The following is a 23,246-nucleotide window of genomic DNA, read 5'->3' as shown; positions in this document are numbered from 1 at the left end:
CCCGCCCACCCTCCCGGACTAGGTGGTCTATTGCTTCTCACAAGCGTTGTCATAGCAGCACTCACCTGCCTTGTTGCCCCGCTGCTGACCAAATTCGCTGGCCGTGACGCCGGCTGGATTCTGGCTCTGCCGTTGTTCGCCGCTGCTGCAGCGGTCGTCGCCGCCACGGGCGGGGACTTCACCACCCCAGTCGTGGAGACTGTCCCGTGGATCCCATCGCTCGGCGTGGAGTTCTCCCTGCGCCTGGACGGCCTGGGCCTCATGTTCGCCCTGCTGGTGTTGGTCCTGGGCGGCCTGATCCTGGCTTATTCAGCCCGGTACCTGGGCAAAGCCGGTAAGCACGGCACGTTCTACCTGCTCATGACCACTTTCGCCGCTTCCATGCTGGTTCTGGTCCTGACGGATGATCTGATCGTGATGTTTGTGGCGTGGGAGTTCACCACCCTGTGTTCGTTCTTCCTGATCGGCCGCTCCGGACCGGATGCACGCGAACCCGCGGTCCGAACACTTCTGGTCACCGTGGCAGGTGGCCTGTTGCTGCTGGCAGCGGTGGCCATGATGGCCGTGGGCACGGGCACCACCCGCATCAGCCAGGTCCTCACCGACCCCATCTGGAGCAACGACCCCGCCTTCACCACCACCGTTGCCGTTCTTCTGGCCGGTGCCGCCTTCACCAAATCCGCTCAGTTCCCGTTCCAAGCGTGGTTGCCGGATTCCATGGTGGCCATCACGCCCGTCTCCGCTTACCTGCACGCCGCGGCCATGGTGAAAGCCGGCATATACCTGCTGTTGCGCTTCTCCCCCGCCCTGGCGGACAACACGGTCTGGACGGTTCTGCTGGTCACCTCCGGCCTGATCACAGCACTCCTTGGGGCAGCCGGTGCTCTGCGCCGCTTTGATCTCAAAGAGCTGCTGGCCTATTCCACCATCAGCCAATTGGGCCTTCTGGTGGTCATGATCGGCGTGGGAACCCCAGCCACGTTGACCGCCGCCGCAGTCCACACCGTGGCGCACGCGCTGTTCAAATCCGCGCTGTTCATGCTGATCGGCGTGATCGACCATCAAGCCGGCACCCGTGACATCCGCAAACTCCAGCACCTGCGGATGCGCATGCCGGTCACCCTGACGGCCCTGATCCTGGGCTCGGCCTCCATGGCGGGATTACCGCCCTTGCTGGGCTTTGTCAGCAAGGAAGGCATGTTCGCCGCCTTCCTTGACGTCCCCGGGCCAGCCTGGTTCCCGGCCCTGTTGATCGCCGGAACAGCAACGACGTCGGTCCTCACCCTGGCCTACTCCGCTCGCATTGTCCTGGGTGCCTTCACGGGCAAAACCTTCAATACCACTGGTGCCAGGACACAGCCGGAGAAGGAAGTCCACGAAGCCCCGGTCACCTTCTGGGCCGTTCCCGCCCTGGGGGCTGCTGCCGGTTTGGTCCTGGGTGTTCTGCCCTTCCTGCTGGACGGGCTGATCGGCCCGGCAGCCACCGCAGCAGTGGGTTCCCCCGTGGAAGCCCATCTAGAGCTGTGGCATGGCTTCAATTTGGCGTTGGCCATCTCCGGCGTCGTGATTGCTGCCGGTACCACGCTGGTGCTGGCCCGCCGCCCCGTGGAGGCGTTCATGGTGCCGCGTGGTATCCCGTTCTCCGGGCTGACCGCCGTGGACTGGACCCGCAAGGCCATCATCCGCACCGGTGCGGTGGTGGGCAGCTGGTCCGGCTCCACCTCACCGCGCCGCCACCTGGGCATCCCCGCCGTCTGCCTGGCCATCATTGCGCTGGCTGGGGTGTTCACGGTGGGTGAGCTGCCGTCCGTCGTGGGCAATCCGTCCCGCCCGGAGGACTGGCTGCTCCTGCTCCTGGTGGCCGCAGGTGTGGGGTCGGCTGTCTACAGCCGTACCCGGTACACGGCCATTGTGGTCACGGGCATCATTGGGTTCGCCATGACCGTCTGGTACTTCCTGTTGGGCGCGGCGGACGTTGCCCTGACCCAGCTGCTGGTGGAGATTCTGACCGTGTGTGTTCTGGTGTTGGTGCTGCGGCGCCTGCCCAACCGCTTCCCGCGCGAATCCACCAAAGCCCGCATTGGTGCCGGGACCGTTGCCATCCTGGCCGGTGTGGCCACCACCCTGGGCGTGCTGGCGCTGACCGGACGGCGGGACATGTCCCAAGCTGCCGAATACTTCCTGACCCAGGGTGAGGAAGCCACCGGCGGAGCCAACCTGGTCAACACCATCCTGGTGGACTTCCGTGCCCTGGACACCCTGGGTGAGGTCACGGTGCTGGGTGTGGCAGGCATTGCCATTGCAGCGCTGCTGCGTTCACGCGCACCAGCCGCCATTCGCTCGGCTCGCCTGGACCGGCGGACCCCCATTTACGACGCCGTGGAGAACTCCGTGTTCCTGCGGGTGACCACCAAGGTTCTGGGACCGCTGATCATCTTCCTGTCCCTGTACCTGCTGCTGCGCGGCCACCAGGAACCGGGCGGTGGCTTCATTTCCGCCCTGGTGGGTGGGGCGGGATTCGCCTTGCTCTACCTGGCAGCGCCTTCTGATGCCGCCGCCAGGATTCGCTGGCCGTATCTGAGCTTGATCGGCGCCGGGTTCATTGTGGGCGCCGGGACCGGATTCCTGGGCTACCTGGAAGGCTCCTTCCTGACCCCGCTGCACGTGGAGATCTTAGGGCTAAAGCTCACTTCCCCGCTGCTGTTCGACGTCGGTGTGTACCTGGGCGTGCTGGGCGTGATGTTGGCTGCCTTCAACCTGCTGGGCCGTCACGATCGCCACTCAGACCCCACCCACCCCAGTCACGACGCTGAAGACGACGAACACGATGCTCTCCTGACCGAATTCGACGCCATCGATGACGAGGTGAGTGCCCGATGACCATTGCCATCACCATCGGAATCCTGGTGGCCGGAGCCACCTACCTGTTCCTGCAGCGGGAAATGCTGCGCATCATCCTGGGCTTCATCCTGCTGGGCCATGCCGGCAACCTGATCCTGATTGCTGCCGGTGGCACCTCACGCCGGGAGGAACCGTTCGGCACCCCCGTGGACACCTCCGCGGTGGCCGATCCGCTTCCGCAAGCCTTTGTGCTCACCGCCATTGTGATCGCCTTCTCCATCACCATTTTCATGCTGGTGCTAGCAGTCACCGGCAAGGACGACGACGACACCACCGAGCCACCCGGTGACGACGACGATCCCGAGTTCAATGTGTCCACCCTGCCCAAGGGCATCATCCAGCCGGAGGACATCACCACGCAGACCATCAACATGGGCCTGGCAGACAATCCGGGCCTGGCCGACAATCTGGGGCTGGCAGATCACGGTGGCAGGGCCCCGCTGGGCTCCTCTGAGAATGGTGCCGAGAATCAAGGAGGTGCCCGATGACCGCAGCAGCTCTTCTGCCGTTTTTCATCGGCATTCCCTTTGTCTCCGCGGGTTTGTTGAGCATTTTTGGGGGCCGGCCCAAACTGCACGTGGTGCTGTTGATGGCCAACCTGGTGGCCTCCATGGTGGCCGGAATGGCTTTGGTGGCCCATTTCACCCACACCGGACCCATGGCTCACGGGGTGGCTCTGTGGCCCTTTGGAATTGCCATCCCATTTGCCGCGGACATGTTCGCAGCCCTGATGCTCTCCGTCACGGGCCTGCTCTCCGTGACCTGTGCGGTGTTTGCTCTGTACTCGGGTTACGCCACCTCCCAGTACTTTGCGCCGCTTCTCCTGGTCCTGGTGGCAGGTGTGAACGGAGCCCTGCTCACAGCAGATCTTTTCAACCTGTTCGTGTTCGTGGAGGTCATGCTGCTGCCCTCCTACGGGCTCTTTGTTTTGGCCTCCCGGGCCAAAGCACCCTTCCGCCAGATCGCGGGTGCCAGGTTGTACGTGACCATCAATCTGCTGACCTCCACCATCTTCCTGGGCGGTGTGGGCTTTGTGTACGGCACCGCCGGGACAGTCAACATTGCCCAATTGGCTGGGGCTGCCCAACAGGACAGCTCCGTGGCCATTGCCACCGCCGTGGTGTTGTTTGCCCTGAGCATCAAAGCCTCCGTGGTCCCGGTGCACGGCTGGTTGGCCAGGGCCTACCCCGCCACCTCACCGGCCATCACCGCTTTGTTCTCCGGGCTGCACACCAAGGTGGCCATATATGCCATCTACCGCATATACGCCGTGATCTTTGACGGGGACGCCCGGTTCCTCTGGGTTGGTGTGCTGATCTTCAGCCTGACCATGATCATTGGTGTGCTGGGTGCGGTGGGGGAAACCACCACGCGTTCCATCCTGGCCTTCCACATGGTCAGCCAGATCGGCTACATCCTGCTGGGCGTGGCCCTGTTCACGGAGTTCGGTCTGACCGCCGGGATCTTCTACCTGCTGCATCACATGATCGTGAAGGCGTCTCTGTTCCTCTCCACGGGAGCCATTGAGGTCAAGTACGGCACGGGAACGCTGGGCCGCGTTCCGGAAATCTTGAAGCGGGAGCCGGTGATCGCCGTCGCCTTCTTTGTGGCGGCACTGTCCCTGGCCGGGCTGCCGCCGTTCTCCGGATTCGTGGCCAAAGTGTCCCTGATCATGGCCTCCATTGAGGCCCGTGAAGTGGCGGCAGCCGTGGTGATGATTGTGGTCAGCCTGTTCACGGTGCTGTCCATGATCAAAATCTGGTCCGGGGTGTTCTGGGGAGGACGGACTGCCAAGGACCAACCGGAGGCCGAACCCGGACTCCCGGCTGGTACCAATGTGGCCACCTTGACCCGGGAGCAGACCGAGCAGTTGGCTCAGCCAACGTCGCGCATTGGGGTGGGACTTGCCGCCCCGGCCGTGCTGCTGGCCGCGGTGACGCTGAGCCTGGGCCTGGGGGCTGAAATGCTGATGACCTTGTCCCAGACTGCCGCGCAAGGACTCTTGGACCCCAGCTTGTACGTGAATGCGGTGATGAACTCATGACCTGGCTTACCTGGCCGCTACGGCTGATCGTTTTTGTTCTCTGGTACGCCAAAGAGCTGGTGGTCTCCAGTGCTGCGGTGATCAAGGACAACCTGACCCCGGGGCAGAACTCCACCACGGGCCTGACCCGGATGCCCACCCGGTGCCGTAATGACTGGGAGCTGACCCTGCTGGCAGCCCTCATCACGGTGACCCCGGGAACCCTGGTGATCGGAAACACCACGGAGAACGGGCGCCGCGTGTTGTTCGTGCACACCCTGTACTTCCCGGATGCAGAGACCTCACGTAAAGAACTGGCAGTCATGGAAACCCAGATGTTCAAGGCCGTGCGCCGGGAAGGAGCCCCCGCATGATTGGCATGACCACAGGCATGGTGGGCGTGGACATTGGCCTGGTGATTCTCACGCTGGCCTGCGTGGCCTCCACCTACAGAATGTTTGCCGGTCCCACGGATGCTGACCGCGCCGCTGCCGCTGACCTTCTGCTCTTTGGCATTGTGGGTCTTCTGGCGCTGATCGGGGTGCGGGCCACCAGCTCTTTCACCTTTGACATCGTTTTGGTGGCTGCCCTGGTGGGCTTCCTGGGTGCTGTGTCCTTTGCCCGAGCGCTGACCAGGGGGAAGAGATGAGCACTGCAGCAGCCATTTTCGGCGACATCATGATTGTGGGCGGAGCTCTGGTCTTTGCCACCGCCGCCTTGGGCCTGCTGCGCTTCCCGGATGTCTACACCCGCATTTCCGCGGTGGGTACTGCGGCAGGAATCGGCATTGTGCTGGTGGTGGTGGGAGCTTTGATGCACCAGCCCACCATCCCGGATGTGATCAAGGTGCTGGTGATCATTGTGTTGCAACTGATCACTTCAGCTGTGGGCAGCATTGCCATCGCCCGCTCGGCCTATTTGATGGATGCCCACATTGACGAGTTCGTCTTCGATGACCTGGCCGAACACCATCCGGAAGACGCCCAGCACACCTGAGTGCAGCCCGTCTCCCTGAGACTCTGAACCACGGTCGGTGACTCGGCCGGGCGGACGCCATAGGCACTCACCCGGCCCGGGCGGCGCGGAGAATCAGAACGGCCAAGCCTTCTGCAACCCGTCCGGGCGGCCCACCTCACGGTAGTGCTCGGTACCGAATGCCTGCTTGAACTGGTCCTGGGGAAAGCCCAGCAGGTGCTGGACGTCCTCCTGGGAACCGTGTGCGGCAAGTGCGTTGCGCTTGATGGCCAACAGACCAGGAGTCAGTTCCACCGCCCAGTGCAGTTCAGATTCCGGCAGCCCCAACCCGTTGCCGTCATCGCCCGGATGTTCGGGGTCGAACAGGGTTTCTGGATCTGCCCCGGCGGCTACAGCCGCTTCAAATCGACGCCGCATCTCATCCCGGTTCATGGTGGTTTCCAACAGTCGCACGGGCTTGGCCGCCAACTCCGCGGCACGATGAGCCACCGCGTGGACCTTCACATGATCTGGATGGCCGTAATTGCCGTGCCAGTCATATCCCACCAGCACATCCGCGTTTTCTTCATCCAGGATGGCGGCCACCTTTGCAGCAGCTTCCTCCACATCGGCCTGCATGAAACAGTCCCGTGCGGCATTCTGCTCCCAACCCGTCATTCCGGAATCCGAATAGCCCAACCACTCCACACGATGAATCCCGATCACCTGGGCGGCTTTGGCTGCTTCCTGGCGCCGATGTTCCACCACGGAGCCCACCGGTGTTCCGTCCTGCTTGGGTGCAGGTGGGGTGCCAAAGTCACCGTTGGTGGCAATGATCTCCACCACGCGGTGACCCTCACGTGCTGCCTTGGCCATGGTCCCTGCCGTTCCGGAAGATTCGTCATCCGGGTGAGCGTGCAAAAAGACCAAAACGGAGCTCACGCTGCTTATCGAATTACTCTCAGCCATACCTGGAACAACTGTGCTGGGACATGTGTTCTTCCGCCTGTAGAACGTGAGCTTGCCTTCATGGACAGCCCAGAACCGCTTAAGACCACTCTCCTAAACCAACGCAGGCGCCCAACTGGTGCCGCAGCTCTCATCCTGAGGAACCCTTCATCGTGGCTCGTAGCTCAACACCCTCACCTCCGCAGTCCGGCTCGCACGCCAACAACCACAACACCGTCACCACCGGGCGCGCAGTCATTGCCATCATTGCCCTTTCCATGGGTGGTTTTGCCATTGGCACCACCGAGTTCATGACCATGGGTGTGCTGCCGCAGATTGCCGAATCCCTGAACATCACGGAGCCCCAGGCCGGTCACGCCATCTCCGCCTATGCTCTGGGCGTGGTGGTGGGAGTTCCGCTCCTGTCCATCTTGGGCGCAAGACTGCCGCGCAAAGGTCTGCTGCTGGGTCTCATGGGTGCCTACGGGGCGTTCAATGTCCTCAGCGCGCTGGCCACTTCCTATGAGTTATTCGCTCTGGCCAGGTTCTTTGATGGTATGCCGCACGGAGCATATTTTGGCGTGGCCTCCTTGGTGGCTGCTGGTCTGGTGTCCCCTCAGTACCGTGGTCGAGCCGTGGCCGGTGTGCTCATTGGCTTGTCCGTGGCCAATGTGATCGGTGTGCCAGCTGCCACCTGGCTCGGTCAGAACTACGGCTGGCGCTCCACCTACATCATGGCCGCCGGGATCTCCCTGCTGACCGTGGTGCTGGTGATGATCTTTGTCCCGCGCACACCCGGTGATCCCAACGCCAAGGGATTGGCTGAGGCCAAGGACTTCTTCCGGCGCAGCCAGGTCTGGTTGACCATGGGTGCCGGTGCCGTGGGCTTTGGTGGACTCTTTGCCATCTACTCCTACATTGCAACCACCATCACGGATGTGGGTGGGCTCAATGCCTCCACCGTTCCGCTGTTCCTGCTGGCCTTCGGCTTGGGCATGACCGTGGGCACCTGGCTTGCCGGTGAACTGGCGCGCTGGTCCATCCGTAAATCCCTGCTGCTGGGATCAGCCGGTTCTGCTGCCGTGATGATCGTGTTCTGGTTTGTCATCCCGGGTGGTTGGTGGGCACTACCCGTGCTGTTCTTGATCACCGCCGTGAGTTCCATCCTGGTGACCAATCTCCAACTGCGTCTGATGGATGTTGCCGGAGACGCCGTGACCCTGGGGGCTGCCATGAACCACGCCTCCCTGAATCTGGCCAATGCCCTGGGCGCGTGGATGGGTGGCCTGGTGATTGCTGCGGGACTGGGCTACCGGACGCCGTCGTTGGTGGGCGCGGCCATGGCACTGGCTGGAGCCGCCATCCTGCTGGTGGCCTTCCGCTTGGAGGACAACCAGTCCCGGTCATCCTGAACTGAACAGCCCACTTGCCAAAAAACCGGCCCCTGAACGTATCAGGGGCCGGTTTTTTGGCAACTCGGCGGACTGTGCCGCCTGTGGAGACGATCAACCCACCGGCTGGCCACCCAACTTGGCTGCCATGGCAGCCGCGTACTGGTTGGCGTCTGAGCCCACCACAAGGTGCCAGAGGTTGGGAGACACCTGCACCGCGCCGGGCAGACCGGCCGACTTCAGGGCCGCCTGATCCACCTTGGATGAGTCCTTGACCTCAACACGGAGTCGCGTTTCCGCCACGGCGTCCGCCAGGCTCACGTTCTCCGAGCCGCCCAGGGCAGTCAACCATTGGCTGGCTTTGGCCTGCTCGTCGTCGTTGATCGCGTCCTTGGGGTCAGCGGCAGCGGCACCTGCAGCACCCGCCCCAGCGGCCGAACCGGCAGCCACGCCACCGGGCACGGCGGCATCGCCCTCAACAGCCTCACCGTTGGCAGCCGCAGCGGCAGCCTTGGCCTCGGCGCGCTGCTCCGGGGTGCGGTAGTCAAAGATGATGACCAACAGCATGGCCACCAGGAAGGCGCCACCGATGGACAGGGCGTAGAGCCCGATCCGGTCGAAGGCCGGGATGGTCAGCAAGGAGGTGAACACGAACGCGTTGGTGTGCACCTGACCGCCGCCAAAGCCCTGGACCAAACCACCCACCAAACAGCCAACCAGCATGAGTGGGTAGATGCGCTTGAAACGCAGGTGGATGCCGTACAGCGATGGCTCGGAGATACCGCCCAGCAGACCGGCCGCCAGAGCACCGGTAGCGGTTTGGCGCATCTGCATTTCCTTGTCCCTCACGGCCAGGAACAGCACACCGGCGGTGGCGCCGAAGCAGGCAAAGTTCCATGCGCCCATGGGGCCCTGAATGTAGTCAAAGCCCAAGGTCTGGATGTTCAACAGCATGATGGCGTTGATCGGCCAGTGCAGGCCCAGCGGAACCATGAACGGGTAGGCCAGCGGAATGATGATGGCAAAGATGAACGGGGAGAAGTCGTTGACCGACTGCAACACGTTGGCCAGACCCGCACCGGCGAACACACCAATGGGGCCGATCAGGAAGGCCGTGAGCGGCAGCATGATCAGCATGGACAGGAACGGCACAAAGATCAGCTGCAAGTTGGCGGGAATGATCTTCTTCAAGCCCTTGTAAAGCGGGCCCAACACTGCTGCCATCAGCAGCGGCGGGAACACCTGGGAGCCGTAACCAAAAATGGTGAGCGGGATGCCAAAAATGTTCACCAGCGTCACGTCAGTGCCCGCAATGCTGGCCTGGTAGGCCTCCGGGGACTCCGCCAATGCGGAGAAGCCCGGCAGCATGACCAGCGCCATCACCGCAAAGCCAACCCACGGATCGGCACCCAGCTTCTTGGAGGCGTTGTAGGCCACCATCAGCGGAAGGAACACGAACACGGACTGCCACATGAAGTTGATGAACTGCCAGGAAGGCGGCAGATCGGTACGCGGATCAGCCCAGTTCCCAATCACACCCAACGTGCCCATCAGGGCCATGAAAGTGATGAACAGGGAGGCACCCAGCAGAGCGCCCAGGATGGGCCGGAAGGAGTCGGACAGGAACTCGAAGAAGTTGTCCAACCAGGCGAACTTGCCGCGCGGGCCCTGGGCACGGGCGGCAGCCTTGACATCGTCGGCGGACTGGCCGCCCTTGGCTCCACCGGCGTTGGCCATGGCGGGTAGCGCATTGATGTCGTTGTAGACGGATTGCACCGCACCGCCAATGATGACCTGATAGCGCTCGCCGGCTTGCGGGACCGAGCCCATCACGCCGTCGATTGCATCAACCTTCTTGGCATCCACCACGCTTGCGTCATTGAGCTGGAAACGCAGGCGGGTGGCACAGTGGGTGAGACTTGCAATGTTGTCGGGACCGCCAACGGCGTCCACGATCTGCTGTGCTGAATTACTCATGGAGGGGATCCTTGTCAGTTCTCGCTCGGGCTGACGAATCAGAACTCGTCCATGGGGACAAGTGAGCGAACCTCTTCAGGGGTAGAGCAGGTCACGGCCTTGGCAGCCAATTCCTTGCAGTGCTCTAGGGAGTGTGCCCGGACGGCGGCCTTGACGGACGGAATCGCCGGGATAGAACAGCTGAGCTCGTCAACGCCGAGTCCAACCAGGATCGGAACGGCTTGGGGATCGGAGGCCACGCCACCGCAAACCCCCAGCCACTTTCCTTGGGCGTGCAGCGCCGCTGCGGCTTGCCCGATCAGGGTCAGCACGGCGGGGTTGCACGGGTCTACCTGTGCGGCCAGTTTGGGGTGGCCGCGGTCCATCGCCAGCGTGTAGCTGGTGAGGTCATTGGTGCCAACGCTGAAGAAGTCACAGCCTTCTTCGGCGGCAAACTGCTGGGCCATCACGGCAACGGAGGGGACCTCCATCATGATGCCGCAGGAAACCTTGGTGGTGATCCCGGAGGCAGCTTTCTCCTGGTCAAAGATTTCCTTGGCCGCACGCCAGTCCTGGATGGTGGCGATCATGGGGAACATCACGTGCAGTTCCGCACCGGCGTCGGCCGCCGCAAAGATGGCACGCAGCTGGGTGCGCAGCACCTCCGGTTGCTCCAGGCCCACACGCACACCGCGGATACCCAGGAACGGATTTTCCTCCTTGGGGATGGGCAAGTAGCTCAGCGGCTTGTCACCGCCCACATCCAGGGTGCGCAGCACCAAAGGCTGGCCGGGCTTCAACGCACGGGAGCACTCCGCATACACATCGGCCTGCTCCTGTTCGGTGGGTGCCGTGGGGCGCTCCATGAACACGAACTCGGAGCGCAGCAGCCCCACACCTTCCGCACCGTGGGCCACGGCGTCGCGGGCGTCATCAGCACTGCCGATATTGGCAACGACGGCGACCTGGTGACCATCCGTGGTCACGGCCGGATCGTCCTTGGCAGCGTCTTCAACGGCCTTGCGCTCTGCAATACGGCGCTGGCGGTCTTCAATCCCGGTGATCTCCGCATCGGAGAGGTTCAACTGCAGCTTGCCGGCAGTACCGTCCAGCACCACGCGGGTGCCTTCAGCGATCTGCAGGGCACGGTCCTCAATGCCTGCCACGGCCGGGATGTCCATGGACCTGGCAATGATGGCCACGTGCGACGATGCCCCACCCTGCGTGGTGGCAAAACCCACCACCTTGGTGCGGTCCAGCTGAGCGGTGTCCGACGGCGTGAGGTCTTCCGCAATCAGGATGGTGCCTTCTGCCAGCTCAGCCTTCTCCTGGTGTTGACCGGTCAGGGTGGCCAGCACCCGCTGTCCGACGTCGCGCATGTCTGTGGCGCGGCCCGCCAAGACCTCATTGTCCAGGCCCTCCAGCTGGGAGGCGAAACCCGTGTAGGAAGCCCGCCAGGCAAACGCCGCACTCTTGCCCTGGTCAATGCCCTTTTGGGCGTTGTTGACCAGTTCCGGATCGCGCAGGATCTCCTGGTGGGCACGGAAGATTTCCGCCTTGTCCGCGGAACCTTCGGCTGTGAGACGCTGCTCCAACTCCTTGAGCTCACCGATGGAGGAGTCCAATGCGGAGTCCAAGGCCGAACGCTCCTGCGCCGGATCGGCGGCGGTCTCCTGAACCTCAATTTCTGCCTGGCGCATCTGCACCACGTGACCGATGCCCAGACCCGGGGATGCCGTGACACCCAACAGGACGTTGGGATCACCGGACTTGGGCTCGTCCGAGCCCTCTTGCGGCTGCTCCAGCGTTGCTGCTTCGGCGACGGCGGGGGTGGCCACGGTGTCTGCCGTGCCAGACGGCATGGTTCCAACATCTTCGCCCAAGCCATCCTTGATGGCCTGAACCAGGGCATCAACTGCCTCCTGGGCATCGGTGCCCGTGGCAGTGATGGTCATCTTGTCCCCGTGAGCCAGGGCCATGGCCAGGATGGAGACAATCGACTTGGCGCTGCCGGATTCGTCTTCCTTGTCCAACTGAATGTCAGAGTCGAACTCCTTGGCCACGTTGACCAAGTTGGCTGCCGGACGGGCGTGCATGCCCGTGGGGTTGGGGATCAGAACCTCGGCAGTGGCGGTGTTGGCCTGACCGGCGCCACCGTCCTGGGAGTCACCACCCCACGGAGTTCCAGCAGCAGCACCTGCTGCCGCACCAGCTCCTGCACCGGCCGCAACCCCGGCGGCGGTGGAACCTGCGGCGCCGTCGTTGCGTGCAGCGGCTTTGAGCTCGGCGTGCGCTGCAACGTCCTGGCTCGCGGTGACCAAACCGGATTCGGGGGTCAGGGAGGAGAGCAGATCGGAATTGACGATCACAATCTGGGTGAGCAGGCTCTTGGCGCGCGTGGCCAGGAAATCCAGCTCAAAGTCAATGAGCGGCTGCCCGGCGGTGACCTGGGCTCCTTGTTCCACCAGCGGGGTGAAACCCTGGCCCTGCAAGGCCACGGTGTCCAGGCCAATGTGCATGAGCACTTCCAGGCCCTCCGCGGAGCGAATGGTGATGGCGTGCCCCGACTGCTGGAGGTCCACCACCTCACCGGCAAGGGGTGCAACCAGCTGACCGGCCAAAGGGTCGATCGAGAATCCTTCACCCATCATTTTCTGGGCGAACACCGGGTCCGGTACCTGTTCGATCGGTACCAAAACGCCAGTCAGGGGAGCGATGAAATCGATCCTGGTGGCCGTCGTTGGCTCACTCATAGCGTCCCTCTTCTCTCCGTTGATTAGGGGCGGGCGCCGCATGGCGCAATCGTAAGGTAGCCCTAAAGCTCCGCTTGTGACACATCACCACCGGCAACATGACCGATGGTGACCCTACCTGCCCTGGGTCCACTCCCGATCACACCTGTGGGATCTGCGCTCGATTGCGAAGATGGGCGCGATTGAACATTAGACCCTGATTCCAGCGTTCGCGGGACTGTTGCCCGCGGTTTTCCGTGGTTCTTTGTGGCTACTTTTGCGTTTTGGTGTTGGTTCAATGCACCGTGCGGGCCGTGCTGACTCAGCTTTCCTACCGTGACCAGCGAGGTCACCGGTTGTTGTTGAGAACACCGGCTACAGGCGGTGTTCACAACAACAACCGGTGATCTCACGGACGGGTGGCGCTTTACGACGACGGCGGTGGCCCCGGAGTGTGAACTTCAGGGCCGCCGACGGCGTTGATCACGGGCCAAGTGCCGTCACTGGGACAACACAAACTCCATCCGGGCGTCGATAGGTGAATCGGCCTCCGGTCAGCACAATCAATGCCGCTGGCTCACCGTGGCGTTGCTGATCAATCTTGTCCGCCACACGCAACAGTGAGTTGGCAGCGTCATCTGCAGAGCTTTCGCCCAGCTTGACTTCAATACCTGCCCATCGGCCGTCCGGAAGCTCAAGAACGGCGTCGATCTCAAGTCCGGTCTGGGAGTCACGCCACGAAGAGAACATGGCACCCAACGGCTGCGCATAGACCCGGAGGTCACGCATGGCCAGCGATTCAAAGTGAAGCCCGGCGGCGTTCAGATCGCGTCGCAGATCGTCACTACCTACCCCCAGTGCCGAAGTGCCCAGGGAGGGATCCACGAAGTGGTGGACAGGGGCCGCCCGTAGTCGGGTGCGGGAACGCATGTGGGGGCGCCAGGCGGGGATGGATTCGACCAGCATGAGCCTGTCCAGGGCATCGAGGTAGTTGGTTAAGGTCTCGGCTGCAATTCGCCCACGGGCGCCACCGGTGTCCTGGGCGAGTACGGTGAGATTAAGCGGTGCAGCTGTTGCGCGCCCGAGCGCAGCCAAGAGCCGTCCGACGTTCCCAGGGTTACGACGTGTCCCGAGCTCCGGGACGTCGACCTCGATGATGGTGCGGCGGTAGTCGCGCAGCCACAGGGCAGCTTCTCGCTCACCAGCATCAAGAAGATCGGGCCATCCGCCAATGACGATGCGCTCAAGAAGTCCATCCACGGTCAGGCCGGAGCCTTTGCCATCAGGCTCTCCGCCCTCCAGTAACTGCCGGAGACTGACCTCCCCGGTTGAATGACCCGACTCAAACAGGCTCATGGGCCGCATCCGCAAACGCCCAATCCGTCCGGCGCCGGAATGGACCCTCGCATCGTCCCGGGGACGTGACGAGCCCGTCAAGACGTACAAGCCCTTGCCAACATGGTCATCAACCGCACGCCGGACCAAGTTCCATAGGCCTGGGGCTTCCTGCCACTCGTCGAACACGATGGGTGTAGGAGATGAGAACAGCTGCTCAGGTTGGACCTCTAAGGCGGTGCGCGCCGCACGGTCCACGTCCATCCGCAGTGTCGTCCCCGCCACCTGCTGAGCGGTGCGGGTCTTGCCCACAGCTTTGGGGCCCTCAACCAGCACGGCCCCCATGGCGAGCATCCGATCATGAAGCTCATCATCCGCCACACGAGTTCGGTAATCCGTCATGACTCAAATCTATAATTCGTCATGCTTGAAGTCGAAGGTTTGTCATAAGGAGGACGACCGCCGGCTTATAGGCCAGAACGTGTGGATGGGATCTTGAGCTGCAGGTCGGTGCTAGCGGCAGGACGGCACCACCAGTGACACGCGGGATGCTCACACATTTTGTCTGCTGACCCGAGATCACCGGTTGTTGTTGAGAGCACCGCCTATAGCCGGTGTTCTCAACAACAACCGGTGATCTCACGGACGGGTGGCGACTTACGACGACGGCGGTGATCACGGGCCACGTGCGCATGCAGAAGGCCCCGGAGCGTGAACTCCGGGGCCTTGCGTTTCATTCAGTTGTGGAGGCAAGGGGACTCGAACCCCTAACCCTCTGCTTGCAAAGCAGATGCGCTACCAATTGCGCCATGCCCCCGTGCTGCCGATCAAGACCGGCAAGGTGTTGAGTAGTCTACTCAACCGGGTCGGTTGCCTCACGCCATGCTTGGCGATCAGCTTCCTGTGCCTGAATCCGCTGGTTGGCGAATCCGGCTGCAATCGCGCCCGAAACAATGATTGCTGCGGTGAGAAGAACCTTCTTCACGTCACCAAATCCTTGCTGTGGACAGCGAATACCGTGGGCGTACCAGGAATTGAACCTGGGACCTCTTCGTTATCAGCGAAGCGCTCTAACCGTCTGAGCTATACGCCCGTGGGTCTTCACCCTGGGGCTGGGACCGAGAGAAGACCTTACACGATGCCGCGCCAGCTCTACAAACCGGCATTACAACTGGCGGGCACCGTCACACCTGCAGATCAGTCGTCGGTCAAGGTCAGACCAACTCCGCCAATCAGGCCGGCCGCCAGGTTGTAGAGCACTGCGGCCAGCACGGACAGCGCAGTCAACAGGATCACGTTGATCACCGAGAACACGGTGGCAATCATGGCCACCTCACCCAGGGAGATCACTTCCCGGATGTCCGGGGAGCCCTCCGGGCCGGCCAGCATGCTCATCAGTTCATTGATGCCGTTGAACAGGCCCGTGATGTCCATGAGGATCCACAGCAGGACGGCCGCCACCAGAGTGATGATGCCCAGAGCCACGGAGAACAGGAAGGACAGCTTCAGCACTGACCACGGGTCAACCTTGGAGACCACCAGGCGAGCGCGACGCACCTTGGCACGCGGCGCCGGGCGCACCAGGCCCTTGGTGGAGGGCCGCTGTGCCGATTTGTTGGACTTGTCCTGGCTCTTGGCGGGGCTCTTGCTGCCCTGGGAGCCTGAGCCCTTGGAACCAGCGGCGGAGGTGGAACCGCCAGGGCTCTTCTGACCCTTGGCGCCCGCAGCTGACTGGGATGTTGTTCGACCGCTCGTGCTCGAACGTGCCTCCGGGCTCATGCGTCACCTCCGTTGTTTTCTTCATCCAACGTTACGTCATTCAGATCAGCTGATGATGCCACAGGCGTATCAACTTCAGGCGCTGTTGCAGCTGCATCCGTATTTTCCGAACCGTCAACTGCGTTTTCCACGACTTCTTCTTCAATGTGTCGATCAGCATTCCACGCCACGCCAACAATGGAGTCGCCGGCAGCCGGTTTGGCAAAAATGACGCCCATGGTGTCACGGCCCTTGGCGGGAACTTCGGCGACGGCGGATCGCACCACCTTGCCGGAGGACATCACCACCATGACTTCATCCTGTTCGCCCACAATGAGCGCACCAGCCAGCTTGCCACGGTCGTCGTCGAGCTTGGCCACCTTGATGCCCAAGCCGCCGCGGCCCTGCACGCGATACTGGTCCACGATGGTGCGCTTGGCGTATCCGCCTTCGGTCACCACGAACACAAAACTCTCCGTACCGTCGCGGACCACCTGAGCGGCCAACAGTTCGTCGTCGGCCCGGAATTTCATGCCGGTGACGCCGGAGGTGGCACGGCCCATGGGGCGCAGGGCCTCATCCGTGGCGTTGAAGCGCAAGGACTGGCCGTTACGGGAGACCAGCAACATGTCGTCATCGGTGGAAACCAGCTTGGCGGAGACCAGTTCGTCACCTTCGCGCAGGTTGATGGCAATGACGCCGGCTGCCCGGTTGGTGTCGTAATCCTCCAAGCGCGTTTTCTTGACCAAGCCGCGGCGGGTGGCCAGCACCAAGTACGGGGCATCCTGGTAGCTCTCCAACTCCATGACCTGGGCAATGTGCTCATCAGGCTGGAAAGCCATGATGTTGGCCACGTGCTGACCCTTGGCATCACGCCCGGCTTCCTGCAGCTCGTAGGCCTTGGTGCGGTAGACCCGGCCAAAGTTGGTGAAGAACAGGATCCAGCGGTGGGTGGTGGTGGTGAAGAAGTGCTCCACCACGTCATCCCCACGCAGCGTGGCGCCACGAACGCCCTTGCCACCGCGGCGCTGGGCCCGGTACTCATCCGAGCGGGTGCGCTTGACGTACCCACCGCGGGTGATGGTGACCACCACGTCTTCTTCCGGGATCAGGTCCTCCACGGACATGTCGCCGTCGTAACCCATCAGGATTTCGGTACGGCGGTCATCCCCGTAGCGGTGGACGATCTCCTGCAGTTCCTCGGAGATGATCTCCCGCTGGCGCTGCTCAGAAGCCAGGATGGCTTGGTAATTACGAATCATCTCTTCCAGTTCCGCAAAGCGGTCCTGGATCTTCTGGCGCTCCAAGGCGGCCAGGCGGCGCAGCTGCATGTTGAGGATGGCCTGCGCCTGTTCCTCGTCAATGTCCAGCAGCTGCATCAGGCCGGTGCGAGCCTCATCCGGTGTGGGCGACCGGCGAATCAACGCAATGACTTCATCCAACGCATCCAGGGCCTTGAGCAGCCCGCGCAGGATGTGTGCTTCCTCCTGAGCCTGACGCAAGCGGTACTGGGTGCGGCGCACAATGACTTCAATCTGGTGCTTGACCCAGTGCCGGATGAAGGCATCCAGGGACAGGGTGCGCGGCACACCGTCCACCAGAGCCAACATGTTGGCGGAGAAGTTCTCCTGCAGCGGCGTGTGCTTGTAGAGGTTGTTGAGCACCACCTTGGGAATGGCATCCCGTTTGAGCACAATCACCAAACGCTGGCCGGTACGCCCGGAAGTTTCATCCCGCATGTCCGCAATACCGGGGATCTTGCCGTCCTTGACCAGATCCGCAATTTTCACGGCCAGGTTGTCCGGGTTGACCATGTACGGCAGCTCGGTGACCACCAGGCAGGTACGGCCCTGGATTTCCTCCACGCTGACCACGGCCCGCATTTTGATGGAGCCGCGCCCGGTCCGGTAGGCATCCTCAATGCCACGGTGACCCAGAATCTGGGCACCCGTGGGGAAGTCCGGTCCCTTGACCCGTTTGAGCAGCGCCTCCAGCAGTTCCTCACGGGAGGCTTCCGGGTTCTGCAGCGCCCACTGCACACCGTCGGCCAGTTCCCGCAGGTTGTGCGGGGGGATGTTCGTGGCCATTCCGACGGCGATTCCGGAGGAACCGTTGGCCAACAAGTTGGGGAACCGCGCGGGAAGAACCACCGGCTCCTGATTCTTGCCGTCGTAGTTGTCCTGGAAGTCCACGGTTTCCTCGTGGATGTCCCGGACCATCTCCATGGCCAACGGCGCCATCTTGGTTTCGGTGTATCGGGGGGCGGCCGCGCCGTCGTTACCGGGGGAACCAAAGTTGCCCTGGCCCAACGCCAGCGGGTAGCGCATGACCCACTGCTGAATCAGACGGACCAGCGCATCGTAGATCGCGGAGTCACCGTGCGGGTGGTAGTGACCCATGACGTCACCCACCACACGCGCGCACTTGTTGAAGGCCCGGTCCGGGCGGAAACCGCCGTCGTACATGGTGTAAATCACGCGCCGGTGCACGGGCTTCAAGCCGTCGCGCACATCCGGCAGCGCGCGTCCCACAATGACCGCCATGGCGTAGTCCAGGTAGGAGCGCTGCATTTCCGTCTGCAGATCAACCTGCTCCACGCGTTCCGTGATGGTGGAACCCTCCACAGTGGTGGCCTCCACCTCCGCACTGACATCAGCGCCGTTGGGTTCCTGGGGCGTTCCCTGAGTTTCATCACTCATTGGTGCCTGGTCCGTCCTTGTCTCAACTCTTGTGCGTTTCCGGTTCTGTATCCATCAAGGCGACTATCACTAGTAGATATGCCGCTCTAGGCATGGAGGATCAGATGTCCAGGAAACGAATGTCCTTGGCGTTTTGCTGGATGAATTCCTTGCGGGACTCGACGTCCTCACCCATCAGCACGGTGAAAACCTGCTCGGCTGCCGCAGCATCCTCCATGGTCACCTGCAGCAGGGTGCGCGTCTCCGGGTCCATGGTGGTTTCCCACAGCTCCGTGTAGGACATCTCACCCAAACCCTTGTACCGCTGGATGCCGTTGTCCTTGGGCAGACGCTGATTCTTGGCGTAACCGGCCTTCAGCGCCTCATCCCGTTCCGCATCCGAGAACACGTAATCGTGGGCGGCATTGGACCACTTCAACCGGTACAGCGGGGGCTGGGCCAGGTACACGTACCCGTGGTCGATCAGCGGACGCATGAACCGGAACAGCAGAGTCAGCAACAACGTGGTGATGTGCTGACCGTCCACATCGGCATCGGCCATGAGCACAATCTTGTGATAGCGCGCTTTCTCAATGTCAAAGTCATCCCCGATCCCGGAACCGAACGCCGTGATCATGGACTGGACCTCGTTGTTGGACAGCGCCCGGTCCAAGCGGGCCCGCTCCACGTTCAGAATCTTGCCGCGCAGCGGCAGGATGGCCTGGTGAGCGGGATCGCGGCCCTGCACGGCTGAACCACCTGCGGAGTCACCCTCCACCAGATAGATCTCCGACTTGGAGGGGTCCTTGGAAGAGCAGTCCTTGAGCTTGCCCGGCATGCCCCCGGATTCCAGCAAGCCCTTGCGACGGGTGGTTTCCCGGGCCTTGCGTGCAGCCAGACGCGCCTGGGAAGCACTGATGGCCTTGCGAATGATGTCCTTACCGGCTGACGGGTTGCGCTCCAACCAGTCACCGAACTCATCCGTGACCACACGCTGCACAAAGGGCTTGGCCTCAGAGTTGCCCAGTTTGGTTTTGGTCTGACCCTCGAACTGCGGTTCCCCGAGCTTCACGGAGATCACCGCTGTCAGGCCCTCACGGACGTCGTCGCCGGTGAGGTTGTCATCCTTGTCCCGCAGCAGCTTGAATTCGCGGGCCTTGCGGTTGATCAACGTGGTCAAGGCGCTGCGGAAGCCCTCTTCATGGGTTCCACCCTCATGAGTGTTGATCGTGTTCGCGTAGGTGTGGACGGACTCGCTGTAGGCGGTGGTCCACTGCATGGCGATTTCCAAGGAGAGTTTGCGCTGGTCATCCTCGGTTTCAAAGGCGATCACGTCATCATGGACACGCTCGGCCTTCTTGCCGTCGTTGATGAACGTGACGTAGTCCAGCAAACCTTCGTTGTACTGGTAGACCACCTTGCGGTGACCTTCCTGGGTCACACCCACCTTGTTGAGTACTTCGGTTGCCTCCGCAGCGGCACCGGAAGCTGCGCTGTTCACAACGACGTCGGAGGCTTCCTCCGCCACCGCATCCGCCGTGATCTCAACTCGCTTTTCCCCGGCCACCTCATCCCCGGAATCATCCAGAGCACGTTCATCGGTGAGGGTGATGCGCAGACCCTTGTTCAGGAACGCCATCTGCTGGAACCGGGCCCGCAGCGTCTCAAAGTCGTATTCGACCGTCTCAAAGATCTCCGGGTCAGCCCAGAACGTCTGAGTGGTGCCGGTGGCTGAGGTTTCCTCACCCTTGACGATTTCGCCCTGGGGCAAACCGCCATTGGCAAAGGTCATCCGCCACACGTAACCCTGCCGCCGGACTTCCGTTTCAACGCGCTTGGACAGAGCGTTGACCACGGAAATACCCACGCCATGCAGGCCACCGGACACGGCATATCCGCCGCCACCGAATTTGCCACCGGCGTGCAGGATGGTCATGACCACTTCCACGGTGGGCTTTCCCTCCGTGGGGTGCATGTCCACCGGGATGCCGCGCCCGTTGTCCGTGACGCGCACGCCTCCGTCGGCTTGCAGCACCACCTCGATGTGGTCGCAGTAGCCGGCAAGGGCTTCATCCACGGAGTTGTCAATCACCTCATACACCAGATGGTGCAGGCCACGCGGGCCCGTGGATCCGATATACATGCCGGGGCGTTTGCGAACCGCTTCCAAGCCTTCCAGGACCGTGATGTCACTGGCGCCGTAACCGCTGTTCGAGCTCTGCTCTTCTGCCACGAGCTTTTGGTTCCTCCTGGGTTTGCACCCGCACCAGCCACTGTTCACAGGTGCCGCGAGTGGCGGTGGAGCCTGTGCGCCGTGGTGGTGAGTACCGGGTGGCACAAAAATCGCACGGGATGCCCCACCGGGGGTAGCGGATGCACCACGTGCGCTTCAATGCGTGTTGTTGATCTTGATCCATCTTAGCGGATGGGGCCAGAATCCAACGTCAAACCCGGCGTGGAATGGCCTTTAGCGGGCAAAAATTGGGCATTGGAGCCATTGACCACCTGTGCCATGTGCTCCCGGCCGTCCCCAAGGGCTTCAGGCGGTCAGTCAGCCGCCCACGGCTTTGGTTCATGGAAACGGATCAAGTTGCCGATCCCGCAGCTGCGTCCGGTTACCCGTAGGTGTCCCGCGGGCCCCGGCCGCGGACCGAACGCAGACCGTGTTTCCAGCTCGGTGCCACTGGCCCGTGGATTTCCAGCCGGGTGACAATCCCGACACCGAGCTCATCTTCAATTTGTTTGAGCACGTGGGATTCCATCATCCGCAGGTTGGTGGCCTGTGCGGTGGAGGAGCACCTGACTTTCAGCACGGTGTCCTCAAACACTTCCGGTACGCAGTTCTGGGCCACGTAGTCGCCCACGATCTTGGGCCATTTCTCCATGACAGACCACACGTTGACCGGTGTTCGCCACCCGCGGCCGGCCACCAACTTGTCCATCACGGAGCCCACACCTTGGGGATCGCGGCGTGAAGTGCTGGCACCCGAGTACCCACCCAGTTGCCGTGGATCGGTTACTTCCTCCCGTTGGTGCACCGGTGAGGCTTTGAGCGCATCCATGGCTGAACCGAAATTACGCAGATTCGCCTTGGCGGCAGCTCCGAAAAGACGCCCCTGCCCGCGGGCCTCTGCCGCATGTCGCACCCGGGTCAGTGCCGCCGCTGCGGCATCTACTTCATCCTTGATCTCCACAATGTTCAGAGCCTCATCCGCAGCAGGCTCATCCAGTGAGGATTGCGCAGGTTGAGGCCAGAGTTCACGCATCAGATCGGATGGTTGGAAGGCGTCGTCGTCGTGTGTGGTCACGGCTGCTCACCATCTGTACTCCGTGCGGCGGTCACGGGACCGGGTGATGCGGCATCCACCGGTGCAGCGTGACCCGGACTGACCCGAATCACGGTGATCGTGGCCTGCTCCGCCAGCAGAGTTCGGGGAACATCCGCGTCCACTGCAGCCGTGACCAATACCTGCTCAGCCCCGGCCACGGCCTGCGCCAACCGATCACGACGCCGCGCATCCAGTTCTGCAAAGACGTCATCCAAAATCAGAATGGGTGAGGAACCCTCGGTCCGGTCGTCATCCAGGTGCACGTACCAGGAGCCCAGGCGCAGCGCCAAGGCGTAGGACCACATCTCCCCGTGGGAGGCGTATCCCCGGGCGGGCAGCGCGCCCAAAGTCAGTTCAAGTTCATCCCGATGCGGCCCCACCAGTGATGATGCCCGTTCAATCTCCTTGTCCTGCAGGCGTTCACAGGACTGCAGGATCAGGTTTTTCAGATCAGCCACGCCGAGGTGTTCCAACTGCTCCACCCGGCCATCGGCGGCTTCCGGCAGCACGGAGGACCGGTAACGCAGTGATGGATACCGGGGACCATCCGTGAGTTGGCCATAAGCCTTGATCACTTCAGGTTCCAAGGCTTTCATGAGTTGAATCCGGGCGTAGAGCAGGTGTGCACCGGTGCCGGCCAGCTGCTCATTCCAGGCGGCCAACGTGGCCAGGTGTGCTTCCGTCACACGCCCTGCGGCCCGAGCGGATTTGAGCAGAGCATTACGCTGTTTGACAGTTTTTTCGTAATCCACGCGCACCCCGGCCAAGAAGGGGCGCATGGAAATGGCCAAGTCATCCAGGAACCCGCGTCTGTGGGAGGGGTCACCTTTGATCAGCGCCAAGTCCTCCGGAGAGAACAACACGGTGTGAACTGTCCCGAGTGCTTCCCTGGCCCGGGTGGCCGCACCCCGGTTGATCGTCACCGTATTGGGCTTGCCCGCCTCCAAGGCGAACTCCAGGGTGGTGCGGTGCTGTGCCCTGCGTACACCTGCCCTGATCAGGGCACGGTCAGCGCCCATCCGAATCATGGGTGCGGTGTTGGAAACCCTGTGGGAACTCAGTGTGGCCGTGTAATCCACGGCTTCCACAATGTTGGTTTTGCCCACACCGTTGGAACCCAAGAACACCGTGATACCGGGAGTCAACGTGAGGTTCAGGGATTCATAGGTACGGAAATCCACCAGTGCCAAAGATTCAAGATGCACGGTGACCTCCGGGGATGCTGAACTCGGTGCGCTGTG

Annotated in this window: 17 protein-coding genes and 2 tRNA genes; 7 read left to right on the top strand and 12 right to left on the bottom strand. The window is 62.3% G+C overall.

Annotation, left to right across the window (positions count from 1 at the left end):
* The first annotated feature begins 30 nt into the window (after positions 1 to 30).
* From Q4G32_RS09570 to mnhG, 6 genes are read left to right on the top strand one after another with little or no spacing between them, the layout of a single operon-like run.
* Complete coding sequence (locus Q4G32_RS09570; protein ID WP_303351000.1) at positions 31 to 2,880, top strand: DUF4040 family protein; 2,850 nt, start codon at positions 31 to 33, stop codon at positions 2,878 to 2,880.
* A complete protein-coding gene (locus Q4G32_RS09565; protein WP_303350998.1) occupies positions 2,877 to 3,389 on the top strand; it encodes a sodium:proton antiporter in 513 nt (170 codons plus the stop codon). Before Q4G32_RS09570 ends, Q4G32_RS09565 begins: the two co-directional genes overlap by 4 nt.
* Complete coding sequence (locus Q4G32_RS09560; RefSeq protein ID WP_303350997.1) at positions 3,386 to 4,945, top strand: monovalent cation/H+ antiporter subunit D family protein; 1,560 nt, start codon at positions 3,386 to 3,388, stop codon at positions 4,943 to 4,945. The genes Q4G32_RS09565 and Q4G32_RS09560 overlap by 4 nt, the downstream gene beginning before the upstream one ends.
* Positions 4,942 to 5,298 carry a Na+/H+ antiporter subunit E gene (locus tag Q4G32_RS09555; protein WP_303350995.1) on the top strand — a complete coding sequence of 119 codons (357 nt, stop codon included), beginning with the start codon at positions 4,942 to 4,944 and terminating at the stop codon, positions 5,296 to 5,298. The genes Q4G32_RS09560 and Q4G32_RS09555 overlap by 4 nt, the downstream gene beginning before the upstream one ends.
* Positions 5,295 to 5,573 (top strand): monovalent cation/H+ antiporter complex subunit F, encoded by a 279-nt coding sequence (locus Q4G32_RS09550; protein ID WP_303350994.1) that lies wholly within the window; start codon positions 5,295 to 5,297, stop codon positions 5,571 to 5,573. The genes Q4G32_RS09555 and Q4G32_RS09550 overlap by 4 nt, the downstream gene beginning before the upstream one ends.
* Complete coding sequence (mnhG, locus tag Q4G32_RS09545) at positions 5,570 to 5,920, top strand: monovalent cation/H(+) antiporter subunit G (RefSeq protein ID WP_303350992.1); 351 nt, start codon at positions 5,570 to 5,572, stop codon at positions 5,918 to 5,920. The genes Q4G32_RS09550 and mnhG overlap by 4 nt, the downstream gene beginning before the upstream one ends.
* A 93-nt stretch (positions 5,921 to 6,013) precedes the next feature.
* Here mnhG and Q4G32_RS09540 read toward each other — a convergent pair whose 3' ends face one another.
* On the bottom strand, positions 6,014 to 6,820 hold the full coding sequence (locus Q4G32_RS09540) for a PIG-L deacetylase family protein (protein ID WP_368660385.1): 807 nt from the start codon (positions 6,818 to 6,820) through the stop codon (positions 6,014 to 6,016).
* Between the two features lie 179 nt (positions 6,821 to 6,999).
* Between Q4G32_RS09540 and Q4G32_RS09535 the strand changes: the two genes are divergently transcribed.
* Positions 7,000 to 8,238 carry an MFS transporter gene (locus Q4G32_RS09535; RefSeq protein ID WP_303350989.1) on the top strand — a complete coding sequence of 413 codons (1,239 nt, stop codon included), beginning with the start codon at positions 7,000 to 7,002 and terminating at the stop codon, positions 8,236 to 8,238.
* Between the two features lie 93 nt (positions 8,239 to 8,331).
* On the opposite strand, the gene Q4G32_RS09530 is transcribed toward Q4G32_RS09535, so the two are convergent.
* The 11 genes from Q4G32_RS09530 to recF form a co-directional block, all read right to left on the bottom strand.
* The gene (locus Q4G32_RS09530) at positions 8,332 to 10,194 is read right to left on the bottom strand and encodes a PTS transporter subunit EIIB (RefSeq protein WP_303350988.1); all 1,863 of its coding nucleotides are present in this window, start codon (positions 10,192 to 10,194) and stop codon (positions 8,332 to 8,334) included.
* Positions 10,195 to 10,232: 38 nt separating this feature from the next.
* Positions 10,233 to 12,926, bottom strand: a complete 2,694-nt coding sequence (gene ptsP, locus Q4G32_RS09525) for a phosphoenolpyruvate--protein phosphotransferase (protein ID WP_303350986.1) — start codon at positions 12,924 to 12,926, stop codon at positions 10,233 to 10,235.
* Between the two features lie 462 nt (positions 12,927 to 13,388).
* Positions 13,389 to 14,642: an ATP-binding protein gene (locus Q4G32_RS09520; protein WP_303350985.1), complete on the bottom strand. Its 1,254-nt coding sequence runs from the start codon at positions 14,640 to 14,642 to the stop codon at positions 13,389 to 13,391.
* A gap of 342 nt (positions 14,643 to 14,984) precedes the next feature.
* Positions 14,985 to 15,057, bottom strand: a tRNA-Ala gene (locus tag Q4G32_RS09515).
* Positions 15,058 to 15,093: 36 nt separating this feature from the next.
* The gene (locus Q4G32_RS09510; RefSeq protein ID WP_303350984.1) at positions 15,094 to 15,225 is read right to left on the bottom strand and encodes a DLW-39 family protein; all 132 of its coding nucleotides are present in this window, start codon (positions 15,223 to 15,225) and stop codon (positions 15,094 to 15,096) included.
* A gap of 34 nt (positions 15,226 to 15,259) precedes the next feature.
* Positions 15,260 to 15,333 (bottom strand) — tRNA-Ile (locus Q4G32_RS09505).
* A gap of 104 nt (positions 15,334 to 15,437) precedes the next feature.
* Entirely contained in the window at positions 15,438 to 16,019 is a 582-nt protein-coding gene (locus Q4G32_RS09500; protein ID WP_303350983.1) for a DUF3566 domain-containing protein, read from the bottom strand.
* Positions 16,016 to 18,697 carry a DNA gyrase subunit A gene (gene gyrA / locus Q4G32_RS09495; protein WP_303350982.1) on the bottom strand — a complete coding sequence of 894 codons (2,682 nt, stop codon included), beginning with the start codon at positions 18,695 to 18,697 and terminating at the stop codon, positions 16,016 to 16,018. The genes Q4G32_RS09500 and gyrA overlap by 4 nt, the downstream gene beginning before the upstream one ends.
* A gap of 100 nt (positions 18,698 to 18,797) precedes the next feature.
* A complete protein-coding gene (gyrB, locus tag Q4G32_RS09490; RefSeq protein ID WP_303350981.1) occupies positions 18,798 to 20,909 on the bottom strand; it encodes a DNA topoisomerase (ATP-hydrolyzing) subunit B in 2,112 nt (703 codons plus the stop codon).
* A 382-nt stretch (positions 20,910 to 21,291) separates the two neighbouring features.
* Positions 21,292 to 21,984 (bottom strand): DUF721 domain-containing protein, encoded by a 693-nt coding sequence (locus Q4G32_RS09485; protein WP_303350980.1) that lies wholly within the window; start codon positions 21,982 to 21,984, stop codon positions 21,292 to 21,294.
* Complete coding sequence (gene recF, locus Q4G32_RS09480; protein ID WP_303350977.1) at positions 21,981 to 23,210, bottom strand: DNA replication/repair protein RecF; 1,230 nt, start codon at positions 23,208 to 23,210, stop codon at positions 21,981 to 21,983. Before recF ends, Q4G32_RS09485 begins: the two co-directional genes overlap by 4 nt.
* Positions 23,211 to 23,246 lie beyond the last annotated feature (36 nt).

Origin of the sequence: Kocuria sp., from assembly GCF_030538595.1 — a bacterium.
In the GTDB taxonomy this organism is placed as follows: Bacteria; Actinomycetota; Actinomycetes; order Actinomycetales; family Micrococcaceae; genus Kocuria.
Note: the sequence above shows the minus strand (reverse complement) of the source record. Positions and strands in the feature narration are given on the sequence as shown.